This window comes from Chelatococcus asaccharovorans (assembly GCF_003201475.1).
Classification (GTDB): Bacteria; Pseudomonadota; Alphaproteobacteria; order Rhizobiales; family Beijerinckiaceae; genus Chelatococcus; species Chelatococcus asaccharovorans.
Genome location: NZ_QJJK01000011.1, coordinates 245,008 through 266,230 on the forward strand (window position 1 = coordinate 245,008; position 21,223 = coordinate 266,230).

At 62.9% G+C, this 21,223-nt stretch carries 19 protein-coding genes; 12 read left to right on the top strand and 7 right to left on the bottom strand.

The genetic code is table 11. The features are described from left to right. Positions 1–120: 120 nt before the first annotated feature. Positions 121–324 (bottom strand): Thivi_2564 family membrane protein, encoded by a 204-nt coding sequence (locus C7450_RS24865; protein ID WP_110377153.1) that lies wholly within the window; start codon positions 322–324, stop codon positions 121–123. An 823-nt stretch (positions 325–1,147) separates the two neighbouring features. On the opposite strand from C7450_RS24865, the gene C7450_RS24870 reads away from it, so the two are divergent. Both C7450_RS24870 and C7450_RS24875 read left to right on the top strand, forming a co-directional pair. Then, positions 1,148–1,759: a cupin domain-containing protein gene (locus C7450_RS24870; protein WP_245450095.1), complete on the top strand. Its 612-nt coding sequence runs from the start codon at positions 1,148–1,150 to the stop codon at positions 1,757–1,759. A 94-nt stretch (positions 1,760–1,853) separates the two neighbouring features. After that, a complete protein-coding gene (locus C7450_RS24875) occupies positions 1,854–2,606 on the top strand; it encodes a fumarylacetoacetate hydrolase family protein (RefSeq protein ID WP_110377154.1) in 753 nt (250 codons plus the stop codon). 44 nt (positions 2,607–2,650) lie between these two features. On the opposite strand, the gene C7450_RS24880 is transcribed toward C7450_RS24875, so the two are convergent. Both C7450_RS24880 and C7450_RS24885 read right to left on the bottom strand, forming a co-directional pair. Beyond that, positions 2,651–3,739 (bottom strand): AbrB family transcriptional regulator, encoded by a 1,089-nt coding sequence (locus C7450_RS24880; RefSeq protein WP_110377155.1) that lies wholly within the window; start codon positions 3,737–3,739, stop codon positions 2,651–2,653. Positions 3,740–3,893: 154 nt separating this feature from the next. Then, positions 3,894–5,081 (bottom strand): pyridoxal phosphate-dependent aminotransferase, encoded by a 1,188-nt coding sequence (locus C7450_RS24885; RefSeq protein ID WP_110377156.1) that lies wholly within the window; start codon positions 5,079–5,081, stop codon positions 3,894–3,896. Between the two features lie 343 nt (positions 5,082–5,424). Here C7450_RS24885 and C7450_RS24890 point away from each other — a divergent pair, with 343 nt between their 5' ends. The 7 genes from C7450_RS24890 (at position 5,425) to C7450_RS24920 (ending at position 16,297) form a co-directional block, all read left to right on the top strand. Then, positions 5,425–7,287 (top strand): extracellular solute-binding protein, encoded by a 1,863-nt coding sequence (locus tag C7450_RS24890; RefSeq protein WP_425351258.1) that lies wholly within the window; start codon positions 5,425–5,427, stop codon positions 7,285–7,287. Next, positions 7,284–9,194 (top strand): extracellular solute-binding protein, encoded by a 1,911-nt coding sequence (locus C7450_RS24895; protein ID WP_245450096.1) that lies wholly within the window; start codon positions 7,284–7,286, stop codon positions 9,192–9,194. Before C7450_RS24890 ends, C7450_RS24895 begins: the two co-directional genes overlap by 4 nt. A gap of 65 nt (positions 9,195–9,259) precedes the next feature. Further along, on the top strand, positions 9,260–10,354 hold the full coding sequence (locus tag C7450_RS24900; protein WP_110377157.1) for a microcin C ABC transporter permease YejB: 1,095 nt from the start codon (positions 9,260–9,262) through the stop codon (positions 10,352–10,354). Between the two features lie 163 nt (positions 10,355–10,517). Further along, entirely contained in the window at positions 10,518–11,690 is a 1,173-nt protein-coding gene (locus C7450_RS24905; protein ID WP_110377158.1) for an ABC transporter permease, read from the top strand. 10 nt (positions 11,691–11,700) lie between these two features. Continuing rightward, positions 11,701–13,350 (top strand): ABC transporter ATP-binding protein, encoded by a 1,650-nt coding sequence (locus tag C7450_RS24910; protein ID WP_110377159.1) that lies wholly within the window; start codon positions 11,701–11,703, stop codon positions 13,348–13,350. 515 nt (positions 13,351–13,865) lie between these two features. Continuing rightward, positions 13,866–15,365 carry a phosphomannomutase/phosphoglucomutase gene (locus C7450_RS24915; RefSeq protein ID WP_110377225.1) on the top strand — a complete coding sequence of 500 codons (1,500 nt, stop codon included), beginning with the start codon at positions 13,866–13,868 and terminating at the stop codon, positions 15,363–15,365. Positions 15,366–15,469: 104 nt separating this feature from the next. Next, complete coding sequence (locus tag C7450_RS24920; protein ID WP_110377160.1) at positions 15,470–16,297, top strand: class I SAM-dependent methyltransferase; 828 nt, start codon at positions 15,470–15,472, stop codon at positions 16,295–16,297. On the opposite strand, the gene C7450_RS24925 is transcribed toward C7450_RS24920, so the two are convergent. The 4 genes from C7450_RS24925 to C7450_RS24940 all read right to left on the bottom strand — a co-directional run bounded on the left by C7450_RS24925 (position 16,294) and on the right by C7450_RS24940 (position 18,741). Then, positions 16,294–16,920 (bottom strand): HAD family hydrolase, encoded by a 627-nt coding sequence (locus C7450_RS24925; protein WP_110377161.1) that lies wholly within the window; start codon positions 16,918–16,920, stop codon positions 16,294–16,296. The genes C7450_RS24920 and C7450_RS24925 overlap by 4 nt on opposite strands. A gap of 150 nt (positions 16,921–17,070) precedes the next feature. Further along, complete coding sequence (locus C7450_RS24930; RefSeq protein WP_110377162.1) at positions 17,071–17,625, bottom strand: hypothetical protein; 555 nt, start codon at positions 17,623–17,625, stop codon at positions 17,071–17,073. A gap of 71 nt (positions 17,626–17,696) precedes the next feature. After that, positions 17,697–18,257, bottom strand: coding sequence for a TadE/TadG family type IV pilus assembly protein (locus tag C7450_RS24935; protein WP_170147420.1), 561 nt, complete (start codon positions 18,255–18,257; stop codon positions 17,697–17,699). 19 nt (positions 18,258–18,276) lie between these two features. Further along, positions 18,277–18,741, bottom strand: a complete 465-nt coding sequence (locus C7450_RS24940) for a pilus assembly protein N-terminal domain-containing protein (RefSeq protein ID WP_170147421.1) — start codon at positions 18,739–18,741, stop codon at positions 18,277–18,279. Between the two features lie 500 nt (positions 18,742–19,241). On the opposite strand from C7450_RS24940, the gene C7450_RS24945 reads away from it, so the two are divergent. The 3 genes from C7450_RS24945 (at position 19,242) to cpaB (ending at position 21,223) form a co-directional block, all read left to right on the top strand. After that, positions 19,242–19,433: a Flp family type IVb pilin gene (locus C7450_RS24945; RefSeq protein WP_110377165.1), complete on the top strand. Its 192-nt coding sequence runs from the start codon at positions 19,242–19,244 to the stop codon at positions 19,431–19,433. 187 nt (positions 19,434–19,620) lie between these two features. Further along, the gene (locus tag C7450_RS24950) at positions 19,621–20,130 is read left to right on the top strand and encodes an A24 family peptidase (protein WP_110377166.1); all 510 of its coding nucleotides are present in this window, start codon (positions 19,621–19,623) and stop codon (positions 20,128–20,130) included. Positions 20,131–20,443: 313 nt separating this feature from the next. Then, positions 20,444–21,223 carry a Flp pilus assembly protein CpaB gene (gene cpaB, locus C7450_RS24955; protein ID WP_110377167.1) on the top strand — a complete coding sequence of 260 codons (780 nt, stop codon included), beginning with the start codon at positions 20,444–20,446 and terminating at the stop codon, positions 21,221–21,223.

Sequence of the window (21,223 nt, forward strand, 5' to 3'; positions counted from 1 at the left end):
TGGTCAGCAGATGCTGTCCGAGCTGGTGAATTTGCATGTTCATTGGGGAGTGGAGCCAATCCGAAAAAGTCGGACGTACTCCAGGTGGACGGTTCCCAGACGGAAGGCCGGCTTGGAACGCTATTCGGTGATCTTTGTCGAAGGCGGCGCGGAAATCGCCAGGAGATCAAGCGAGCGAACGATGGAGACAAGCGCGAGCACGATGACGACGACCCGGATGATCATCTTGACGCGACCATCGAAGGGCAGGAACCGGACGAGCCAGATAACGAGACCGCAGATCAAGATCGTCACGATCGCATGCGTCAGAACGGTGATGGCCATGCATTGTTCTCCTACCTGGAGCCAATCCGGCTTCGAATGAACAATCTGTTGATTGAATCGGCTGAGGCCATCCAAGCCGGCAACGGGTGAATGGGCGCGTCTAGAGCATAATCCGACCGGAGTGAAACGAGGATCGATAAGATTATGCTTGAAATAAAAGAGGTTAGAGCGCCGATCCGATGCAATCAGATCGAAACGCGCTCTAGCCTGGAGCGCAACAAGTCCCGCAGCAGACGGACGTGCTCGGGGAGAAATCGCGTCAACACCCCGTCGCCAATACGCCCCGTCGCCAATGAAGACGCACGCGCTGCTGTTGGCTACATCGGCCGCATAGGCATCGTGAACGCCCCCATTGGACGTGGAGACGCCGCCACGGCTTTGGGCCGTGCTATACGCCGGGCCGTTGGTTGATGCTTAACGGCGCCTTGGGTCTCTGCGCAACCGCACAGGCACCAGTTTCGTCGCCGGGCGTCGCACGGCGTATGCAAACAGCGCGACTGCGGCGAGATTGATAGCGGCGGCGCTAATCAGATAGCCGATGATATTCATACTTCGATCCCTTACCCACCGCTATATGAACGCCAAGGTAGCGCTTCGGTTCCACGCATCCGATCGCGCGCCTCTTGATCCCGACCTTTTCGCCCTATGCCAGGGACGCGTTGACCTGTCGCTGACTCAGGTCGATGATAGGCGCGCCTTGAGCATTTGACGAGATGGGTTCGCCATCGATGATGCGAAAAGCACGAGTAAAGTCAACGAGGCAGCTAAAATTGGTGCGCGGAGCGCAGCATGTGATGCCGGAAGAGCGGGGCCAGCGACGATCATGACGACAGCCAGCGCCATCATGGCCACCCTGGGGCTCAAACGCCACCCGACTTGCGGGTACGTCCAGGAAACCTATCGCAGCCATCACAGTCTGCCCGCATCATCGCTGCCGGATGGCTATCAGGGCCCGCGTCCGGCGGGGTCGGCTCTCTATTTCATGGTGACGACCGATGCCCATATTGTGATGCACCGCATCCGCGGCGACCAGATCTATCACCACTACCTCGGCGATCCCCTCCAAGTCCTCCTCCTCTATCCCGACGGCACGGGAGAAATACGCGTGGTCGGCCCGGATCTCGAAGCCGGCATGCGGCCGCAGCTTCTCATCCCGGGCGGCACCTTTCACATGTCACGCCTCGAACACCACCAGGGCTTTGCCCTTCTGGGGTCGTCCGAATGGATCGGGGTCGAGCCGCCCGATGTCGAACTGGGCGACTTCGAAGACCTGAGCCGACGCTATCCGGCCATGCGCGACATCATGATGGATTTCATGGCGAGCGCAGGCTCGCCCAGCGGTCCCTTGCGTGAGGCCCTGCGGCATCGCGAGGCCCTGTTGGACGAGGCCTTGAAAGAGACCTTCCCCGGCAGCGATACACCTTCTATCGCTTGACCCCCCGTTCGTCGCCTGATTCAGGGTGACGCGATGGCATCGACCGAGACATTCCCGCCCGACCCGAGACACCAACGATCAAGGCAACGACACAATGAGTTTACCGGATCGCATCCAGGATGCCGCAACCATCCTGGCGGAGGCGCATCGCACCGGCACGGCCATCGAAAGCCTGCCCGCCAACCTGGTCAGCTCAGCCGCGGAAGCCTATGCGGTGCAGGAGCGCGTGGTCCAGCTGCTCGATCAGGATGTCGTCGGCTGGAAGGCCGGCTTCGATGCGGACGGCCAACCGATGTGTGCGCCGATCATGGCCCGGGTCAGCCGCCACGGAGGCCCGGAACTTCCCGTATTCGGCAGCGCGCCCTGCGCCATCGAAGTGGAAATCGCCTATATCCTTGACGCAGACGTGCCCGCGGACGCGCCGGTCGCAGACGCGCAATCCGTCGTCTCGCAGATCGCGCTGGGCATGGAGCTCATCCAGTCCCGCTACCGGGACCGGGCAGCGCAGCCCTTCCTGGCGATGCTCGCGGACGGCCTCGCCAACGGCGGTTACTATCTGGCGGCTCAAAGCCGCTGGGCCGACGCACCGGACCTCAAGGCCATGCATCTGACCGTGATGCGGGATGGCGAGACGATCTGGGACAAGACCGTTGCCCACCCGCAGGTCGATCCCGCAACTCCCCTCAACGCGCTGCTCGCCGCGCCTCCACGCCATTGCGGGGGACTCAGGAAGGGCCAGTTCATCACGACAGGCACGCTGAACGGTGCCCCAACAGTCCCCGTGCCGAGCAGCGTCGCCGCCCTCACGGTCATCGGACCGCTGGCCGCCAAGCTCGTCAAGCGCTAAGCAAGGATCTCGCGCTAAGCAAGGATCTCGCCGGCGGCCGGCCCTTACTTTGTTTCGTCGCCGGCCACATAGGCATTCTGCAGCCGGCGGCTTTCCATCCGGTTGATGGTCGCGATGATGATCGGCAGCAGGACCGCGACCAGCATAAAGCGCGCCAGGTGATGGGCGCCGACGAAGATCGGGTCCAGCCCGAGCAGAAGCGCCAGCACCGTCATGACTTCAAGGCCACCGGGCGCGAAGGCGATGATGGCCGCGGCAAAGGTCACGTCGGCCAGTTGCCAGGAGACCACGGCAAATCCCAAGGCGATCGCGAAGGAAACGACGAAGGATCCGATGGCGGCCGGGAAGGCCGCTATCAGGGCGGGCCGGTTGATGGTGGCGAAGCGCGATCCGACGAAGGCGCCCACCAACACGAGTGACAGCGTATAGAGCGGTACCGGCAACCGGCCCTGCACCAGACCAAAACCATGCGCGAGGACACTGACAACGAGCGCGCCAAGCAGCATCGGCGCAGCGACTTTCAAGCGGTGCAACACCAGCGAAAGCATGAATGACAGCGCCATGATCACGGTGAAGGGCAAGGGTGCCAGCACCTCACCTGTCTGTGGTACCTCTGTTGCGGCGCCCGAGAACACGATGATCATCGGTAGGATCAGTACGAGCACAAAGAGGCGGAAGGATTGCACGACCGCAATCAATCCAACGTTTCCCCCGCGATCCGCTGCAACGGCCATCACCGTCGACAAAGCTCCAGGCGCCGAACCAAGAACCGCGTCAGCCAGGGTCCAGCCCGACCTGCGCTTGAGCCAAAGCGACGTCAGGACCAGCACGCCGACAACCGACAAGGCAAGAAGCAGGAGGCTGACGGGATAGCGGGTCAGTGCGCTGAGCGCTTCGGGAGTGGCCGTCGCCCCCATGCTGAACCCGGCCAGCAGGAAGGCGGTCTCCACCAGAGGCCGCGCCATTGGCACGGAGCGGCGGATGAGACACAGGAAGACGACGGCGCTGACTGGACCTGCCACCCAGGCCGCAGGAACGCCGAGGGTAACAAATAACAGGCCACCGGCTCCGGCCAAGGCGACCTGCGCGACTTGACGCGCGGATGCCAGGAGAACGGAACCGATGCGGGTCATACCATCTCGATGACGAAGGCGCGGTTCAGCGCGCGCAGGGGATAGAAGACCTATCGCGCGTTCTGCAACTGTCCGTCAAACGCTCATGGCGCAACGCGCAGGTGCAGGCCATGCACCGGCTGCAGCCCCGTATGGGCTCCTGGCCAAAGCGCCCTCAGCGCGCCAGGCGCATGAGGGCCGTGGCGAGCCGGCGGGTGGCCTCCTCGAGATCGGCGCTCTTCCGCGCGAAGCACAGCCGGAAGAAGGCCTCGCCCCCCGCACCGAAGGTCGTGCCTGGCGCCAGGCCCACGGCCGCTTCATCGACGAGGACCTTGGCAAAGCGTGCGCTGTCCTCGACACCGTCGACCGAAAAGAACAGGTAGAAAGCGCCCTGCGCAGGTGCAAATCGAACGCGATTGGTTGCAGAAAGGCCCTGCGAGACGATCGCCCGGCCGATCTTGGCACGCTCGAATTGCTCGGCAAAGAAGGCCTCACCCTGGTCCAGCGCGGCGATTGCGGCGCGCTGCATGAAGGCAGCGGTGCCGGACGAGGAATACTGGATCAGATTCTCGATGGTCTGGCCAAGCCGGGGGTTCGCCTCCAGCCAGCCGACACGCCAGCCGGTCATGGCCCAATTCTTCGACATCGTCTGCACGAACACGATGCGGTCTTCATCGTCGATCACGTCGCGGAAAGACGGGGCCGGGGCCGGCGCGTCATAGACAAAGCGCCCGTAGATCTCGTCGGCGATGATCCACAGGCCATGGCGACGCGCCAGAGCGAGGACGGCCGCGATATCCTCGGCGGTGGCCATCCAGCTCGTCGGATTGGACGGCGTGTTGATCACCAGGGCCTTCGTTGCCGGGGTGATGGCCGCAGCGATCCGATCGATGTCGAGAAGCCAGCCCTTGTCGGTGAAGGTCATCGGCACCTCGACCGGCCGCGCGCCGGAAATGCCCACGCCGGCCACGAAATTCGGCCATGCGGGCGTCGGCACGATCACCTCGTCACCGGCGCCCGATACCATGCGGAAGGCTGTCTGCAACGCATGCATGCCACCGCTGGTCACAAAAAAGCGCTCCGGCGAAACCGGGCGGCCATAGATGCGACCGATATAGCGGGCGATCGCCTCACGCAGCTCAGGCAAGCCGCGCTGATAGGTGTAGAAGGTCTCACCGGCGGCGAGCGAGGCGACGGCCGCCTCGGCGATGAAGGACGGGGTCGGCAGGTCCCCCTCCCCGACCCACAGCGGGATCAAACCCTCGCGATGACGACCATAATTGAAGACATCGACGATACCACTGATGGGGGCCTCGATGGCCTCGCGTCGAAGAGAGGAAATAAGGCTGTCCGTTTCGATCATGGCTGTAACCAGTCGCCTCGCGTGTTCCCGGCGCCGTCCCCGACGGCACAAGCGCACTCCACGGCAAGCTCTTAGCGCGGATCAGCGGCCAGAAACCATCAAATCTCGCGATCTATTGACCGCCATTTGTGATCAATCGTCTCGTAGACACGGCATGATCCATGCAGAATCCGCAGCCTCGACCGCAGCGCGCGCGTCCTTGCCGCAGGAGAGCGTGGGGGCGTCGAACGCAACCTCTTGAAGGTTGGCGGCAAGCCGGGGAAGCGCCATAGTGCGCCACCGGCCTGCTTGCGGCGCATGCCGTCCGCCGACCCGTGTAGATGTCTGGAAACGGAGTGGTTGATTGCAGTTTCGCCTCGTAGCCATCGCCTGTCTCGCGGCCCTGGTCGCGCCCTTCTCCGCGGCAAAGGCTGAAATGAGCTGGCGGCACGGATTGTCCCTGGTGGGCGAGCCGAAATACCCGCAGGGCTTCGCGCATTTTGACTACGTGAACCCTTCGGCGCCCCAGGGCGGCACGCTACGCCTTGGCTCCATTGGCGGCTTCGACAATTTCAACCTCGCCTTGACAGGCCTGAAAGGGGAGCTCGAGATCGGCATCAGTCGCATCTACGATACGCTCATGACGTCGAGCCTCGACGAGATCAGCAGCGAATACGGGCTGGTGGCGGAGAGCGTGAGTTATCCCGACGACATATCTTCAGTGACCTTTCGCCTGCGGCCCCAGGCCCGCTTTCACGATGGCACGAAGATGACTCCGGAGGACGTCATCTTCTCCTTCGAGACCCTGAAAGCGACCAGCCCAATGTACATGGCCTATTGGCGCAATGTGGCGAAGGCGGAGGCGACCGGGCCAAACGAGGTGACCTTCACCTTCGACGAGAAGGGGAACCGCGAGCTGCCGCTCATCGTCGGCCAGCTCACCGTGCTGCCCAAACACTGGTGGCAGGGCAAGACCGCCAACGGCACGCCGCGTGATGTCACCGCGACGACGCTGGAACCGCCGCTCGGCTCGGGCCCTTACCGCATGAAGACCTTCGAGGCGGGGCGCTATGCGGTCTACGAGCAGGTGGCCGACTACTGGGCGAAAGACCTGCCGGTGAACAGGGGCACGAACAATTTCGGTGAGATCCGCTACGACTATTTTCGTGACGCGACCGTCTTGTTCGAGGCCTTCAAGGGCGATCGCATCGACTGGCGGCGCGAGAATGTCATCCGCAACTGGATGACCGCCTACGATTTTCCGGCCGCCCGCGACGGCCGCATCGTCCGCGAGGAATTTCCCATCCGCAATCTCGGCATCATGCAGGGAATGGTCTTCAACCTGCGCCGGGAGAAATTCCAGGATATCCGCGTCAGGCGGGCCTTCAACTACGCGTTCGATTTCGAGGAACTCAACCGCACGATCTTCTTCGATCGCTATGAGCGCATCAATTCGTTCTTCTTTGGCACCGAACTCGCTTCGAGCGGCCTGCCGCAGGGGCGCGAGCTCGAACTCCTCAACGCGGTGAAGGACAAAGTGCCGCCGGAGGTTTTCACCACCCCTTACGCCAATCCCGTCGGCGGCACCACGGAGAAGAAGCGCGACAACCTGCGCACGGCGCTGGGACTTTTGCGCGAGGCGGGCTACGAGCTGAAGGGCACCCGGCTCGTCGATGCAAGAACCGGCACGCCGTTTACGATGGAAATCCTTGGCTACGATCAGACGATGGAGCGCTGGGCGGCGCCCTTCAAGGCCGCGCTCGAACGTCTTGGTATCGGGGTGAGCCTGCGGATCGTCGACGCGGCCCAATACCAGAACCGGCTGCGCAGCTTCGATTTCGATGCGACGGCGACGTTGTTTCCGCAATCCCTGTCACCCGGGAACGAGCAGCGGGATTTCTGGGGTTCGCACGCGGCAGACCAGCCTGGCTCCTACAATCTTGCCGGTATCAAGAACCCGGCCGTCGACGCGCTGATCGAGCAGATCATCTATGCCAAGACCCGCGAGGAACTGGTGGCGGCCACGCATGCGCTCGACCGCGTGCTCCTGTGGAGCGCCTATGTCGTTCCTCAATACTACTTCATGAAGGAACTGACGGCACGCTGGGATCGCTTCGACCATCCCAAGACCATGCCCTATTTCGGCGGAGCCGCCTTCCCAACCGTGTGGTGGTCGAAGGCTGCCGCCGCAGCCAACGATAACAGCAGGGTGGGGAGAAACCCGTGAGCAGAAGCTTTGTCCATCTCACCCGGCGCGGCCTCATTCAGGCGGGATCGGCATTCGCCGGCGCGACGCTCGCGGCACGCTCCGGGCTCGCCCAGACCGGGAACGGCGCCACCGGCGGGACGGCGGAAGCCGGCGAGATCACGCGCCATGGTCTCTCTGCGTTCGGAGATCTGCTGTATCCCGCCGATTTCAAACATTTTTCCTATGTGAATCCTGAGGCCCCGAAAGGCGGCACGCTTTCGCTGCAGCTCAAGCAGAGCATCGGCAACCAGGCCTTCGACACCTTCAACACGTTGAACGTCTACGTGCTGAAAGGCGACGGCGCGGCCGGTGTGCCGGAGACCTTCGACACCCTGATGGCGACGAGCCAGGACGAACCGGACGCGCTCTACGGCCTTCTGGCCCATTCCGTCCATGTCTCGGCCGACAAGCGCACCTACAGCTTCCTGCTGCGGCGCGAGGCCCGCTTCCATGACGGCTCGCCGGTCACCGCCCATGATGTAGCCTTCTCCATGGCCGTGCTCAAGGACAAGGGACATCCGACATTCCGCGCCCTCCTGACCGAGCTTGAGGAGGTGAGGGCCGACGGAGACTATACGGCGGTGGTCAGGCTCTCGCCGCGGCATAACCGCGATCTCCATCTGATGATCGCGACCCTGCCCGTCTTCTCCAAGGCCTATTGGGATAAACGCGACTTCGAGGCGGCGACGCTGGAAGCGCCGCTCGGCTCGGGGCCGTACCGCGTCGGTCGCTTCGAGCAGGGCCGCTTCATCGAGTTGCAGCGGGTCGCCGATTACTGGGGGCGCGACCTGCCGGTCAATGTCGGGCACAACAATTTCGACCGCATCCGCTACGACTATTACCGCGATCGCGAGGTCGCCTTCGAGGGCTTCAAAGCCGGCACCTACAACTTCAACGAGGAATATACGGCGCGGATCTGGGCGACGGGCTATGATTTCCCGGCCTTTCGCCAGGGGCGCGTGAAGCGCGAGAAGCTCGAGAGCGGCGCTGCCATCCCGACACAGGGCTGGCACTTCAACCTGCGCCGCGAGATGTTCGCGGATCCGCGGATCCGTGAGGCAATCGGACTGGCATTCGATTTCGAATGGACGAATGCCAATATCATGTTCTCCTCCTACAAGCGCCTGACCTCCTATTTCCAGAACTCGGACAATACGGCGCAAGGCCTGCCCTCGCCGGAGGAGCTGGCGCTTCTCGAGCCTTTCCGCGACAAGCTGCCGGCGGACGTCTTCGGCGAGCCCTTCACGCCGCCGGTCTCCGACGGCTCCGGCTCCGATCGAAACCTTCTCCGCCGGGCGGACCAACTCTTGCGGGAGGCCGGCTGCAAGCGCGAGGGCGCCATCCTGCGCCTGCCGAACGGCAAGCCTTTCGAGATCGAGTTTCTTGATTCAACGCCGGTCCTGCAGCCGCACACGCAGCCCTTCCAGGCCAATCTGAAGCGCCTCGGCATCAACGCCCGCTCACGCATCATCGATGCCGCGCAATACCAGCGGCGCACCAACGATTTCGATTTCGACATCGTCTCCAGCGCACTGGGCGGCAGCCTGACGCCAGGCGATTCGCTCCGCGTTATCTATGGCTCCGAGGCGGCACGAACTCCCGGCTCGCGCAACTTCAGCGGCATCGAGAACCCGGCGATCGATCATCTCATCGACGTCATCGGCAATGCCAGGAGCCGCGACGACCTCAAGGTCGCCTGCCGGGCGCTCGACCGTGTGTTGCGCGCCGGCCGCTACTGGGTACCCATGTGGTACCGCTCAGAGCGATGGCTTGCCTATTGGGATGTCTTTTCCCGACCTGGGACGATGCCTAAACATTCTACGGGCGCGCCGGATACATGGTGGTATGACGAGGAGAAAGCCAAGCGAATCGGGGCGAAGGGATGAGCTTGATGACCAGGCGAGGGCGGCAGTTCCAGCGAGCAGCCATGACGGCGAAGGTCGCACGCTGAATGCTGGCCTATATCGCCCGCCGCATCCTCCTCATGATCCCGACGATCCTCGGGATCATGCTGATTTCCTTCATTCTCGTGCAATTCGCCCCCGGCGGCCCGGTCGAGCGCATCCTCGCCCAATTGCAGGGCACGGATGCGGGTGCGCTCTCGCGCATCGGAGGGGGCGGTGGGGATTTCGGCAGCCAGGGCGGAGCCGGCGGCGGCTCGTCGAACTATCGTGGCGCCCAGGGGCTCGATCCGGCCTTTATCGCCCAGCTTGAAAAGCAGTTCGGTTTCGACAAGCCGGCCCACGAGCGCTTCCTGAAGATGCTCGGCGACTACGCCACCCTCGATTTCGGCAAGAGCTATTTCCGCGACGTCCCCGTCATCGATCTCATCAAGGAGAAATTGCCCGTCTCCATTACGCTCGGCTTGTGGATGACGATCCTGTCCTATGCGATCTCCATCCCGCTCGGCATATCCAAGGCCGTCCGGGATGGCTCGCGCTTCGATATCTGGACCTCGGTGGTCGTCATCATCGGCTATGCCATTCCGAGCTTCCTCTTTGCCATTCTCCTGATCGTGCTCTTCGCCGGCGGCTCGTTCTGGCAGATCTTTCCCCTGCAAGGGCTCGTCTCCGAGAACTGGGCGAGCCTCAGCTGGCCTGAGCGTATCCTCGACTATTTCTGGCATATCACGCTGCCGATCACGGCCATGGCGCTCGGCGCCTTCGCGACCTCCACGCTTCTGACGAAGAACTCGTTCCTCGACGAAATCCGCAAGCAATATGTGCTGACGGCACGCATGAAGGGGCTGACGGAGCGACAGGTGCTCTACGGCCATGTCTTCCGCAATGCCATGCTGATCGTCATCGCGGGCTTCCCCGGCGCCTTCATCTCGGCCTTCTTTGCGGGCTCGCTCCTCATCGAGACCATCTTCTCCCTGGATGGGCTGGGGCTCCTGTCCTTCGAGTCCATCGTCAACCGCGACTATCCCGTCGTCTTTGCCAATCTCTTCATCTTCTCCCTGCTCGGCCTCGTGGTGAACCTCATTTCCGATCTCACCTACACATGGATCGATCCGCGCATCGACTTCGAGACGCGGGAGGTTTGACGATGCCGAGATCGATGCCGAGATCCTGGCAATATCCGGAAGCGGTCATCAAGCCGGTTGCCGTGCACCGCGTCGCGCGCCTTGCCATCGGAGGTATGACGGCGAAAGATGTCCGCGTTTCCCCCTCTCCCCGGCCGGGAGAGGGCTGGAGCGAGGGCGGGCGATGAACGAAGCGGCCCTTCCCCGCGAAATGCCGGCGCCGGCACAGCGCCTCGCCCCGCCATTGCCGCGCCGCGGCGGGCTCCTCAATCTCTCGCCGATCAACCTGCGCCGGCTCGCCAATTTCAAGGCCAACCGCCGCGGCTACTGGTCGTTCTGGATCTTCGCCGTCGTCTTCGTGGTGACGCTGTTCGCGGAATTCATCGCCAACGACCGGCCCATCATCGCCTTCTACAAGGGCGAACTTCTGTTTCCGGTCTTCGTGGATTACCCGGAAGAGAAGTTCGGCGGGTTCCTGGCGCAGACCGACTACCGTGCGTCCATCATCGCCGACGAGATCAAGGCGAACGGCTGGATGATCTGGCCGCCGATCCGCTTCACCTATTCCACCCACAATCTCGACCTGCCGGTGCCGGCGCCCTCGCCGCCGACCTGGATGCTGACCGACGCCCAGTGCCGCCCCATCGCCGAACGAACCGGCGGCAGCACGTGCTGGGATATCGAGTGGAACTGGCTCGGCACGGATGACCAGGGCCGCGATGTCCTCGCCCGCATCATCTACGGCTTTCGCCTGTCGGTGCTGTTCGGGCTCACGCTCGCAATCATCTCGTCCGTCGTCGGCATCATCGCGGGCGCCGTTCAGGGCTATTTCGGCGGCTGGACCGACCTCGTCCTGCAACGGATCATCGAGATCTGGAACTCCATCCCCTCGCTCTATCTGCTGATCATCATATCGGCGGTGATCACACCGGGGTTCTTCGTACTCCTCGGGATCCTGCTGCTGTTCTCCTGGGTGGCGCTCGTCGGCGTGGTCCGCGCGGAATTCCTGCGCGCGCGCAATTTCGAATATGTGCGGGCTGCGCGGGCGCTGGGGCTCTCCAACATCACCATCATGTTCAAGCACCTGCTGCCGAATGCGATGGTGGCGACGCTGACCTTCCTGCCCTTCATCCTCAACGGCTCCATCACGACCCTGACCTCGCTCGATTTCCTCGGCTTCGGCCTGCCGCCGGGCTCGCCCTCGCTGGGCGAGCTCCTGAACCAGGGCAAGGCCAATGTGCAGGCCCCGTGGCTCGGCCTGTCCGGCTTCTTCGTCATCGCCTTCATGCTGTCGCTGCTGATTTTCATCGGCGAGGCGGTGCGCGACGCCTTCGATCCGCGCAAGACCTATACATGAGGCCGCCCGGATGACCGCCAACGCCACATCCGCGCAAGGCCCCCTGCTCTCCGTCGAGGATCTGTCGGTCGCCTTCCGGCAGGACGGCAAGGAGACGCTGGCCGTCGATCACGTCTCCTTCACGATCGCACCGGGCGAGACGGTCGCGCTCGTCGGTGAGTCGGGCTCGGGCAAGTCCGTCACCGCCTTGTCGATCCTGAGGCTCCTCGCCTATCCCGCAGCGCGCCATCCATCCGGCCGCATCCTCTTCAAGGGCCGCGACCTCATGGCGCTCAACGAGGATGAATTGCGGCAGGTACGCGGCAACGACATCACCATGGTGTTCCAGGAGCCGATGACTTCGCTCAATCCGCTCCACACCATTGAGCGCCAGATCGGCGAGATTTTGCGGCTGCACAAGGGATTGAGCGGCACGGCCGCGCACAGGCGCATTCTCGAATTGCTCGAACTCGTCGGCATCCGCGATGCGGAAAGCCGGCTCGATGCCTATCCCCACCAGCTCTCGGGCGGGCAGCGCCAACGCGTGATGATCGCCATGGCGCTCGCCAATGAGCCCGATCTCTTCATCGCGGACGAGCCGACCACCGCGCTCGACGTGACGGTGCAGGCGCAGATCCTCAAGCTTCTGGCGGACCTGAAAAGTCGTCTTGGCATGGCGATGCTGTTCATCACCCACGACCTTGGCATTGTCCGCAAGATCGCCGACCGCGTCTGCGTGATGACCGGTGGGCGGATCGTCGAGGCCGGGCTGGTCGAGGAGATCTTCACGCGGCCGCAACACCCCTATACGCAGAAGCTTCTCGCAGCGGAACCCAAGGGGGAGCCGCACCGCGCCGATCCCGCAGCGCCCATCGTCGTGGAAGCCGGGCCGGTGAAGGTCTGGTTCCCCATCAAGCAGGGCTTCCTGCGGCGGACCACGGGTTATGTGAAGGCCGTCGACGGCATTTCGCTAACCGTGCGCGAGGGAGAGACCGTCGGCGTGGTCGGCGAATCCGGCTCGGGCAAGACGACGCTCGGCCTCGCTTTGCTCCGGCTCATCCGGTCCGAAGGCCCCATCGTTTTTCTTGGCAACCGCATCGACGGCCTGTCCTCGCGCGCGGTGAAACCGCTGCGCCGCGACATGCAGGTGGTATTCCAGGACCCTTATGGGTCGCTCTCGCCGCGCATGTCCGTCGCCGAGATCGTCGAGGAAGGCCTCCTCGCGCAGAAGCGCGGGCTCAGCTATGAGGATCGCCGCGAGGTCGTCGCCCGCGCGCTCATCGACGTCGGGCTCGATCCCGCGACGATGGATCGCTATCCGCATGAATTCTCCGGCGGGCAGCGCCAGCGCATCGCGATCGCCCGCGCCATGGCGCTCGAGCCGCGCTTCATCGTGCTCGATGAACCGACTTCGGCGCTGGACATGTCGGTCCAGGCCCAGATTGTCGACCTCCTGCGCGCCTTGCAGGATGCGAAGAAGCTTGCCTATCTCTTCATCAGTCACGATCTGAAGGTCGTGCGGGCACTCGCCTCGTCGGTCATCGTCATGCGCGATGGCGTCGTCGTCGAGCAGGGCGATGCGCAGAGCCTTTTCGCCAACCCGCGTGAAGACTACACCAGGGCGCTGTTCGCCGCTGCGTTCTCGCTGGACACGGCAGACGGCAGCGCGGTGCGGGAGTAGGAAGCCGCCCGTGGGTTCCGTGTAAGGTCGGATGGTCGAATCCGGCACATGCCTCGGCCCCGGCCAGCGCTGATCCCTCCCCCATTGGGGGGAGGGGGCCTCGCCCCAGCGAGGCCGGGTGGGGTCACCAGGCCGGGAGCCATGCTCCGCGGGCCGTGCAATTGTTGCTCTCTGCCGGTCCGGTCAGCATCAGGTCGCCCCCACCCGGCGCCTGCGGCGCCACCCTCCCCCTTCAGGGGAGGGATCAGCGCGGCGCACGCGAGGGCCAGCAGGGCGGAAATCGAAATAGCAAGGGCGAGCTCCGCCGCTCCGTGTCATTCCCGGCGAAGGTCGCAGGCCAGAGGGATGGGGAACCCGACCCGCATGACGCCGCCCCCCGGACGGGCATGAAATCGTCCCTTTCATCGCGATGTTAAACGTCGCGTTCATCATGCCTTTGCCAAACACGCATCCGCGCGTATGGTCCTGTCTGCGATGAACGTTCACGTTTCTTGCTGTCACAACAAGTGGTGCCCATGTTTCCAAAGCCCCGGACGTCCCTCACCCCCAATACCTATGACTACGAGTCGCTGCCGCTGGTGAAGCCGACGGGCTTCCGCGAATACGACGCGCGCTGGTTGTTCCAGAAGGAAATCAACCTCATGGGGGTGCAGGCGCTGGGCATCGGCCTCGGCACGCTTCTGCACGAGCTCGGCACCAAGCCGGAAATCGTCACCGGGCACGACTTCCGCGGCTATTCCTCCTCCATCAAATATGCCCTCATCTCCGGCCTCATGGCGGCCGGCATCAAGGTCAAGGACATTGGCCTCGCCATGTCGCCGATGGCCTATTTCGCCCAGTTCGATCTCGACGTGCCGGCGGTCGCCATGGTCACCGCCTCGCACAACGACAATGGCTGGACCGGCGTGAAGATGGGCGCCCAGCGCCCCGTGACCTTCGGTCCCGAGGAGATGGGCCGGCTGAAGGAGATCGTCCTATCCGGAGATCTCAAAACGCGGGACGGCGGGGGCTACGAGTTCATCGAGAATTTCCCTGCCCGTTACATCGCCGACCTGACCAACCGGCCGAAGCTCAAGCGCCGCCTCAAGGTCATCGCCGCCTGCGGCAACGGTACGGCTGGCGCCTTCGCGCCGCAGATCCTCGAGGCGATCGGCTGCGAAGTCGTGCCGCTCGACACCGAGCTCGACCATTCCTTCCCGCGCTACAACCCCAACCCCGAGGACATGAAGATGCTTCATGCCATGGCGGACAAGGTGCGCGAAGTCGGCGCGGACGTGGCGCTCGGCTTCGATGGCGACGGCGACCGCTGCGGCGTGGTCGACAATGAGGGTGAGGAAATCTTCGCGGACAAGATCGGCGTGATGCTGGCGCGCGACCTCTCCACGCTCCATCCCGGCTCCACCTTCGTGGTCGACGTGAAATCCACCGGGCTCTTCGTGACCGACCCCGTGCTCATCAAGAACGGCGTGAAGGCGGACTACTGGAAGACCGGCCACAGCTATATCAAGCGCCGGGTGCGTGACCTCGACGCGCTCGCCGGCTTCGAGAAATCCGGCCACTTCTTCTTCAATGCTCCTGTCGGCCGCGGCTATGACGATGGCCTCGTCACGGCGCTTGCCGTCTGCGACATGCTCGACCGCAACCCCGGCAAGTCGATGGCCGACCTCTATCGCGAGGTGCCGAAGACCTGGGGCACGCCGACCATGGCCCCGCACTGCGCCGACGAGGTGAAATACGAGGTGGCCAATCGCGTCGTGAAGCGCTTCGAAGCCATGCATGCCGCTGGCGAGACCGTCGCCGGCCAGCCGATCCGCGATCTTATCACGGTCAATGGGGTGCGCGTCGTCTCGCAGGACGGCACCTGGGGCCTGGTGCGCGCATCTTCCAACAAGCCGGAACTCGTCGTCGTCATCGAGAGCCCGGTGTCGGAAGCGCGCACGCGCGAGATGTTCAAGGCGATCGACGACGTGCTTCGCGAGAATCCGGAGGTTGGCGCCTATAACCAGACCTTCTGACGGACCGGGCCGAACAGGCACGGCCGACGGAATGGTCAGCCAACCCCGCACCCAAGCCGGAAAGCCGCCCATCGCCGCTTTCCGGCCATCAAGGGGAACTGGCCATGGATACTGAACGAGAGGTTGCCAGCCACTACAGCCGCGAAGGCCTCGAAGCCTCCATTCTGGATGCGCTCCGGGCGACCGGCGCGGATATCGACAATCTGTCATCCGCCGACCTTCGCGGGGCTGACGAATTCCACCTCGGCTGGCATGCGGCAACCGCCGCCCTTGCAAGCGACCTTGGGCTGACAAAGGGCGAGCACGTGCTCGATGTCGGTTCGGGGATTGGCGGGCCGGCTCGCTATTTCGCCGAAACCTGCGGCTGCATCGTATCCGGCATAGACCTCACCGAAGATTACGTCACCGTCGCGACGGCCTTGACGCAGCGATGCGGCCTCAGCGACAAGGTATCGTTCACCCAGGCGAGCGCACTCGCGCTGCCCTTCCCGTCCGGCCACTTCGATGCCGCGACGCTCATCCATGTGGGAATGAACATTCCCGACAAGACCACGCTTTTTTCGGAGATCCGCCGGGTCTTGAAGCCGGGCGGCCGATTTGGCGTTTATGACGTCATGCGCCTGGACGATGTGGAGCTGCCGTTCCCTATGCCCTGGGCGCAGACGAGCGCAACAAGCCATGTCGAGCGTCCCGATACCTATCGCAATGCCCTTGAGGACGCCGGCTTCGTCATTACCGCGGCGCATGATCGCTCCGCGCTGGCGCTCGATCTCGCAAAAGCCATGCGGGCGAAGGTTGCTAAAGACGGCGCGCCGCCGCTCGGCCTGCACCTGCTGATGGGCCCGGCCGGTGGGCAGCGTATGGAGAATGTGCTGGGCGCCCTGCAAAGGGGGCATATCGCTCCTGTCGCGCTGATTGCGCGCGCGATTTAGACGGAAAACCCCGAAGCCTTGAGCGCATCGGCGAAGAGCTCCGGCTTCCTGAACAGATGGGCGGTAAAGCCCATCGCCTGCGCCGTCGCGATATTGTCCGGGTTGTCGTCGACGAACAGGCATTCCGCCGCCGTAAGCCCGTTCTGCTCCAGGAAGAGCGAGAAGATTGCAGGGTCCGGCTTGACGAGCCGGACCTCGCCGGAAACCACGATGCCATCGAAGTCGGCAAGAAACGGAAAGCGCTCCCGCGCGATCGCAAATTTGTCCGCTGAGAAATTGGTGATGGCGTAGGTCGGCACACCCGTGCTCCGCAGGGCGCCGAGCAAGGCGACGGTCCCGTCGATCGCATGCGGCACCATCTCACTCCAGCGCGTATCGAAAGCAGCGATTTCCGCGCCCCAATCCGGGAAGAGCGCGGTCCGCTCGGCGACAGCCTCGGACCAGGGACGGCCGCGATCCTGCTCCAAATTCCAGGCAGGCGTACAGACCTCGGCGAGGAATTGCTCCATGCGTGCCTCGTCGGCGGCGAAGATCTTGCGATAGAGATGCCGCGGGTCCCACTCGATAAGAACCGCGCCGACGTCGAAGACGACGACACGTGGTCGGGATCGTTCAGCCCGCATCGTCACAATCGTCCATCCCTGCAGCGACCTCGTTGCCGAATGACCGCGCCGGCTATGACCTGCGCAGCTTGAATGGCATTCCCGCAGCGCGCAGGTTTGCCGCCTCGCTCTAGCGGAAACGGGGGCGACATTCCACCTGTTTGCGCAAAGCTATTGATAAACGGTCCCGTTGCTGATGATGCGCGCTATGCGTGGGACGACGCGCGGCGCCATCGCGCGCGTCTCGCGCATGGTGAGCACGCCATCGCGAAAGGCCGTGATGGGAAAGCCGAGCGAGCGCAACACGGCAGCCCAGCCGTCGAAATAGGGATAGGTGACGTCTCCGACGATCAATGAGGAGTTCCGTATGGCGAGGCCTGCCGCACCGGCGGGAAAGGTGTAGACGTCCCCAGGCACAAGGGCTGCCCCGCTGCGGTTCGCATCGCTCCAGACCACCTTGGCGACACCATTGCTGTCGATATAGATGCTGGAGAGCACCAGGGTCACTCCCCCCGTCGCATAGGGCGCGAGAACCGCCCGCGCGGCACTGAAGACCAGATCACGCTCGCTGTCGGAGAGTATCTGCACGCGCGCCGTCAGGTCGGCGAGCGTATGCGCCACGATGGAGACCTTGCGGTTAAGGGCGACGCCGTTGGTAATGACGACGAAACCGATATAGATGAGCGCCATGACCGGCATGACAAGCGCGAATTCAATCGCCGCCACGCCGTCTCTTGAGCGGGTGAAAGAACCGCACTTATGCCAAGTCGGCCGCAGCTTGCAATGCCATGGTCCAGTCACTCGAATGGCTCCGTCCGGAAGGCAGCTGTCGCCATGATCAGGCGATTGCCGTTGGCGAGATTGGCGAGGGCCGGATTGCCGAAGGCGACAAACACGGGCAGTTCGAGCGCGGCACGCACGAGGACGATCTGGTTGGCGCTGCTGCGCTGGTAGCCGAAGCCGGAGACATCGACGGCCCCATCGCGGATTGGCATGTTCAGGTCCGCCTGGTTAAAACTCGACAGAACGCGGACGTCGAGGTGGAGGTTCGCCTGGCATTCGCTGACCCCCACCATCACGATCGGCCCGCCGTCGCAGATGCTGTCGCGCAGGCTTGTCAGGCGCGCAGCGTCGCTGATGCCGGCCGACTGCGAGCGGCCGGTCAAGACGAGGCGCGCGCCTTCGTCGACATTGGTCTCGAGGACCTGCTGCGCCCAGAAGATCAGCGCTGTCTGGATAATGGCGAAAGCAAGCGCGAGGAAAATCGGCGCGACCATCGCAAGCTCGATGGCGGTCACGCCGCCCGTGTCGCGCGCGAACGCGCCAGCCCCCCAGCGGCGGCCGCGACAATCCGGCAAGCAGGAGGCGTCCTCCCGACTATTTCCCCGCAGCGAGGGCATTGCGATCCTCGATCTGGCCTTTCAATGTTCGGAACGCCTCCGTGTCGTCACCGATGGCCAGCGTCGGCTCGCAGCTTGGCGCACAGATAAAGCTCTGCCGCTGCCGGCCATGCTGCACCATCACAATTCCATCGCGCGATGCCTCGACACGCAACTGCGATTCCCCAACGACGGCACCTTGCGCATCAAGAGCAATGACATTCGTGATGCCGAAACTCTTGCCCGTGACGACAAGGACGTTGTTCTTCTGCAGGGAGACATCGGCGACCGACGGGTTGCCCACGACCACGGTCTGCGCATTCTCGGGCAGGCGCACGATCCTGGCCTGGTTGGTCCTGACACTGATCGTCTCCATCGGCGCGGCACACAGGTCATCGCCTCCCGCTATGATCGCGGCGCCCAAAGCGATGAGGCACGTCGCGATGGCCCTGTCACTACGCATCAGGGGCATGGAAGACGCGAACCTTCGCAGTCTATCCCCAATCGATATGTCGGACCGCAGGTCGATCCGCGTCCTGTGGCGAGCCTCAGGCGGGCAAAGCTTGTGCATCTCTCGCGCCCCTTGGGCAAATGCGGATAGCAGGAAACCTACTTTATGAACAATGAACGTTCACCTAATCATCGCGCGGCCACTTGATCGATACCGCCCATCAACCCCATAAAGCAGGCCTCTATGGGCGAAAATCAGAAATATTAAAACAACAAATATAGATCTTGAAGTAGAACTTATTCTGATAAATAATTCACAATTACTGATTCTATATAACTTTTTATTATAAATCCATTCTTGACCATACGATAAGAACGGAAAACTCTGTATGTCTTTTTCCCGGAATTTAACTGAGGCGCAATGGTTGAGGTGCTACGGTTGGCCATGGTTCCGATGGCGCCAAACAAAGAGAGGCGTTTGATGATGAGAACCTGGTGCAAGGAGCAGTAGGTATGACGATGTTGTTTTCACGTTTCATTCAAGACGAAACCGGCGCAACCGCCATTGAATACGGCCTGATCGCGGCGCTCGTGGCTGTCGCCATCATTGGCGCCCTCACGCAGCTTCAAGGTGGGCTGACCGCATTGTTCAATGGCATCGGAACGCGGCTGTCGACGGAAGCGGCCAACGCAACCGGCGGCTAATTGCCAAATCGAAGGCAAGACCCCGCAATCCGGCCTACAACGCCTCGCGGGTTGGCAAGACCATGCAAAGCGGTCGCGAACTGCCTGTCGGCGGCGCGACCGCTTTTCGCGTTTACTCCACATAAAATCGAATATCCATTGCCGAATATATAATAATCGATCATTTCGTATAACGAATGAGCTTGCTATGACAATAGCTTTTCTCCTGATCGCATTTCCACTTCTCGTGATATTTGCGGCAGTCAACGATATCATGACAATGACGATACCCAATCGCATCCCCATGGCTCTCGTCATCAGCTTTGCCCTGTTCGCTCCCACCGTGGGGCTGCCCGCCATGACGATCGGCCTCCACGCGACGACCGCCATGCTCGTGCTCGCGGTGACCTTCGGCTTTTTCGCTTGCGGCTGGATCGGCGGAGGCGACGCGAAACTTGCGGCCGCAGCGGCACTCTGGTTCGGCCCGACCCTGCCGTTGCTGGACTTTGCTCTCCTGACATCGCTGATCGGCGCTGCCCTCACCCTGACACTCCTCGCCGCGAGGCGCCTGCCGCTCCCTGTCTTCGCTGAGACATGGACTTGGGCACGTCGTCTCCACGCGATCAGCGCCGGTGTTCCGTACGGGGTCGCCCTCGCCGCAGCGGCCCTGATCGTCTATCCCGATAGCGCGCTCTGGAAAGCCACAATGGGCTTATAGACAATGTATATATTTATAGATTTACTTATTTCCCCTGGCATTCTGCGCAATATGCAACTCCACTTCCGCCAAAAAGCGATATTTCGTTCGGGCGATATTCTTATTCTATTAGCCATAAATTGACGTTTACGGCGCACAAAGGAAGAATAGCTTTTGCGTGCGGTCATCGCTGGCGCGTTCCAGCCAGATGTTCATGGCCTATCGTGGTCAGTCGGTCGGCATGTGCTTTGTCGGGTGGCCTGTTGCGGCGGTCTCTTTGCAGACCGGCTGCCCCCCGGATCATGCTTCGGCGTATTGTTGGATTGTGGCGGCAATGAAATCAGCACGTTTCGTCGTTCTTGGCATAGCGGTGGCGGCTGGCGTTTCGGCCGCGTATCTCGCGCATGGATCATCCACAACACCAGCCCCCGTGCCTCCGACCCAGCCGGCCCTGCAGACCGTCGATGCCCTGGTGGCTGCGAGCGATATTGGCATGGGTGGAACATTGAAGGCGAACAGCCTTCGCTGGCAGGCCTGGCCGGCGGAGAGCCTCCCCTCCTACGCGATCACGAAGCGCGACACCCCGGATGCGACGACGGAATTCACCGGCACGATCGCGCGCACCAGCATGGGCGGCGGCGATCTCATACGCCGGGAGAATCTGATCAAGGCGAACGGCTCCGGCTTCATGTCCGCCATTCTTCCATCGGGCAAGCGGGCCGTGGCGGTGGCCATCGACAGCCGCGGCAGCAGTTCTGCGGGCGGCTTCATTCTGCCCAATGATCGCGTCGACGTCATCCGCACCTACCGCGGCGAACAACAGGGCAGCAACGAGACGATCTTGGCCCAGACCATCCTGCAGAACATTCGCGTGCTTGCCATCGGCCAGACCGTCCAGGAGAAGGCGGGGGAACGTGTGGTGAGCGGCGAGAATGCGACGCTCGAGGTTGATCCCCGCCAGGCCGAAATTCTGGCGCGCGCCCAGAAGAGCGGGCAACTCTCGCTCGTGCTGCGCTCGCTCACGGACGCCAACGCTGCGGCTATCGAGGACGATCCGAACGACGGCATGACAGTCGTCCGTTTCGGCGTCGCGTCCCAGATCGGGGGGCGCTGA

Excerpts from the sequence above, each read along its gene's own strand:
- C7450_RS24905 (WP_110377158.1), top strand. The coding sequence starts at position 10,518 with ATGAACGAAGCGGCCCTTCCCCGCGAAATGCCGGCGCCGGCACAGCGC.
- C7450_RS24915 (WP_110377225.1), top strand. The coding sequence starts at position 13,866 with ATGTTTCCAAAGCCCCGGACGTCCCTCACCCCCAATACCTATGACTAC.
- C7450_RS24870 (WP_245450095.1), top strand. The coding sequence starts at position 1,148 with ATGACGACAGCCAGCGCCATCATGGCCACCCTGGGGCTCAAACGCCAC.
- C7450_RS24865 (WP_110377153.1), bottom strand. The coding sequence starts at position 324 with ATGGCCATCACCGTTCTGACGCATGCGATCGTGACGATCTTGATCTGC.
- C7450_RS24910 (WP_110377159.1), top strand. The coding sequence starts at position 11,701 with ATGACCGCCAACGCCACATCCGCGCAAGGCCCCCTGCTCTCCGTCGAG.
- C7450_RS24920 (WP_110377160.1), top strand. The coding sequence starts at position 15,470 with ATGGATACTGAACGAGAGGTTGCCAGCCACTACAGCCGCGAAGGCCTC.
- C7450_RS24875 (WP_110377154.1), top strand. The coding sequence starts at position 1,854 with ATGAGTTTACCGGATCGCATCCAGGATGCCGCAACCATCCTGGCGGAG.
- C7450_RS24945 (WP_110377165.1), top strand. The coding sequence starts at position 19,242 with ATGACGATGTTGTTTTCACGTTTCATTCAAGACGAAACCGGCGCAACC.
- C7450_RS24940 (WP_170147421.1), bottom strand. The coding sequence starts at position 18,741 with ATGCGTAGTGACAGGGCCATCGCGACGTGCCTCATCGCTTTGGGCGCC.
- C7450_RS24880 (WP_110377155.1), bottom strand. The coding sequence starts at position 3,739 with ATGACCCGCATCGGTTCCGTTCTCCTGGCATCCGCGCGTCAAGTCGCG.
- C7450_RS24950 (WP_110377166.1), top strand. The coding sequence starts at position 19,621 with ATGACAATAGCTTTTCTCCTGATCGCATTTCCACTTCTCGTGATATTT.
- cpaB (WP_110377167.1), top strand. The coding sequence starts at position 20,444 with ATGAAATCAGCACGTTTCGTCGTTCTTGGCATAGCGGTGGCGGCTGGC.
- C7450_RS24900 (WP_110377157.1), top strand. The coding sequence starts at position 9,260 with ATGCTGGCCTATATCGCCCGCCGCATCCTCCTCATGATCCCGACGATC.
- C7450_RS24885 (WP_110377156.1), bottom strand. The coding sequence starts at position 5,081 with ATGATCGAAACGGACAGCCTTATTTCCTCTCTTCGACGCGAGGCCATC.
- C7450_RS24925 (WP_110377161.1), bottom strand. The coding sequence starts at position 16,920 with ATGCGGGCTGAACGATCCCGACCACGTGTCGTCGTCTTCGACGTCGGC.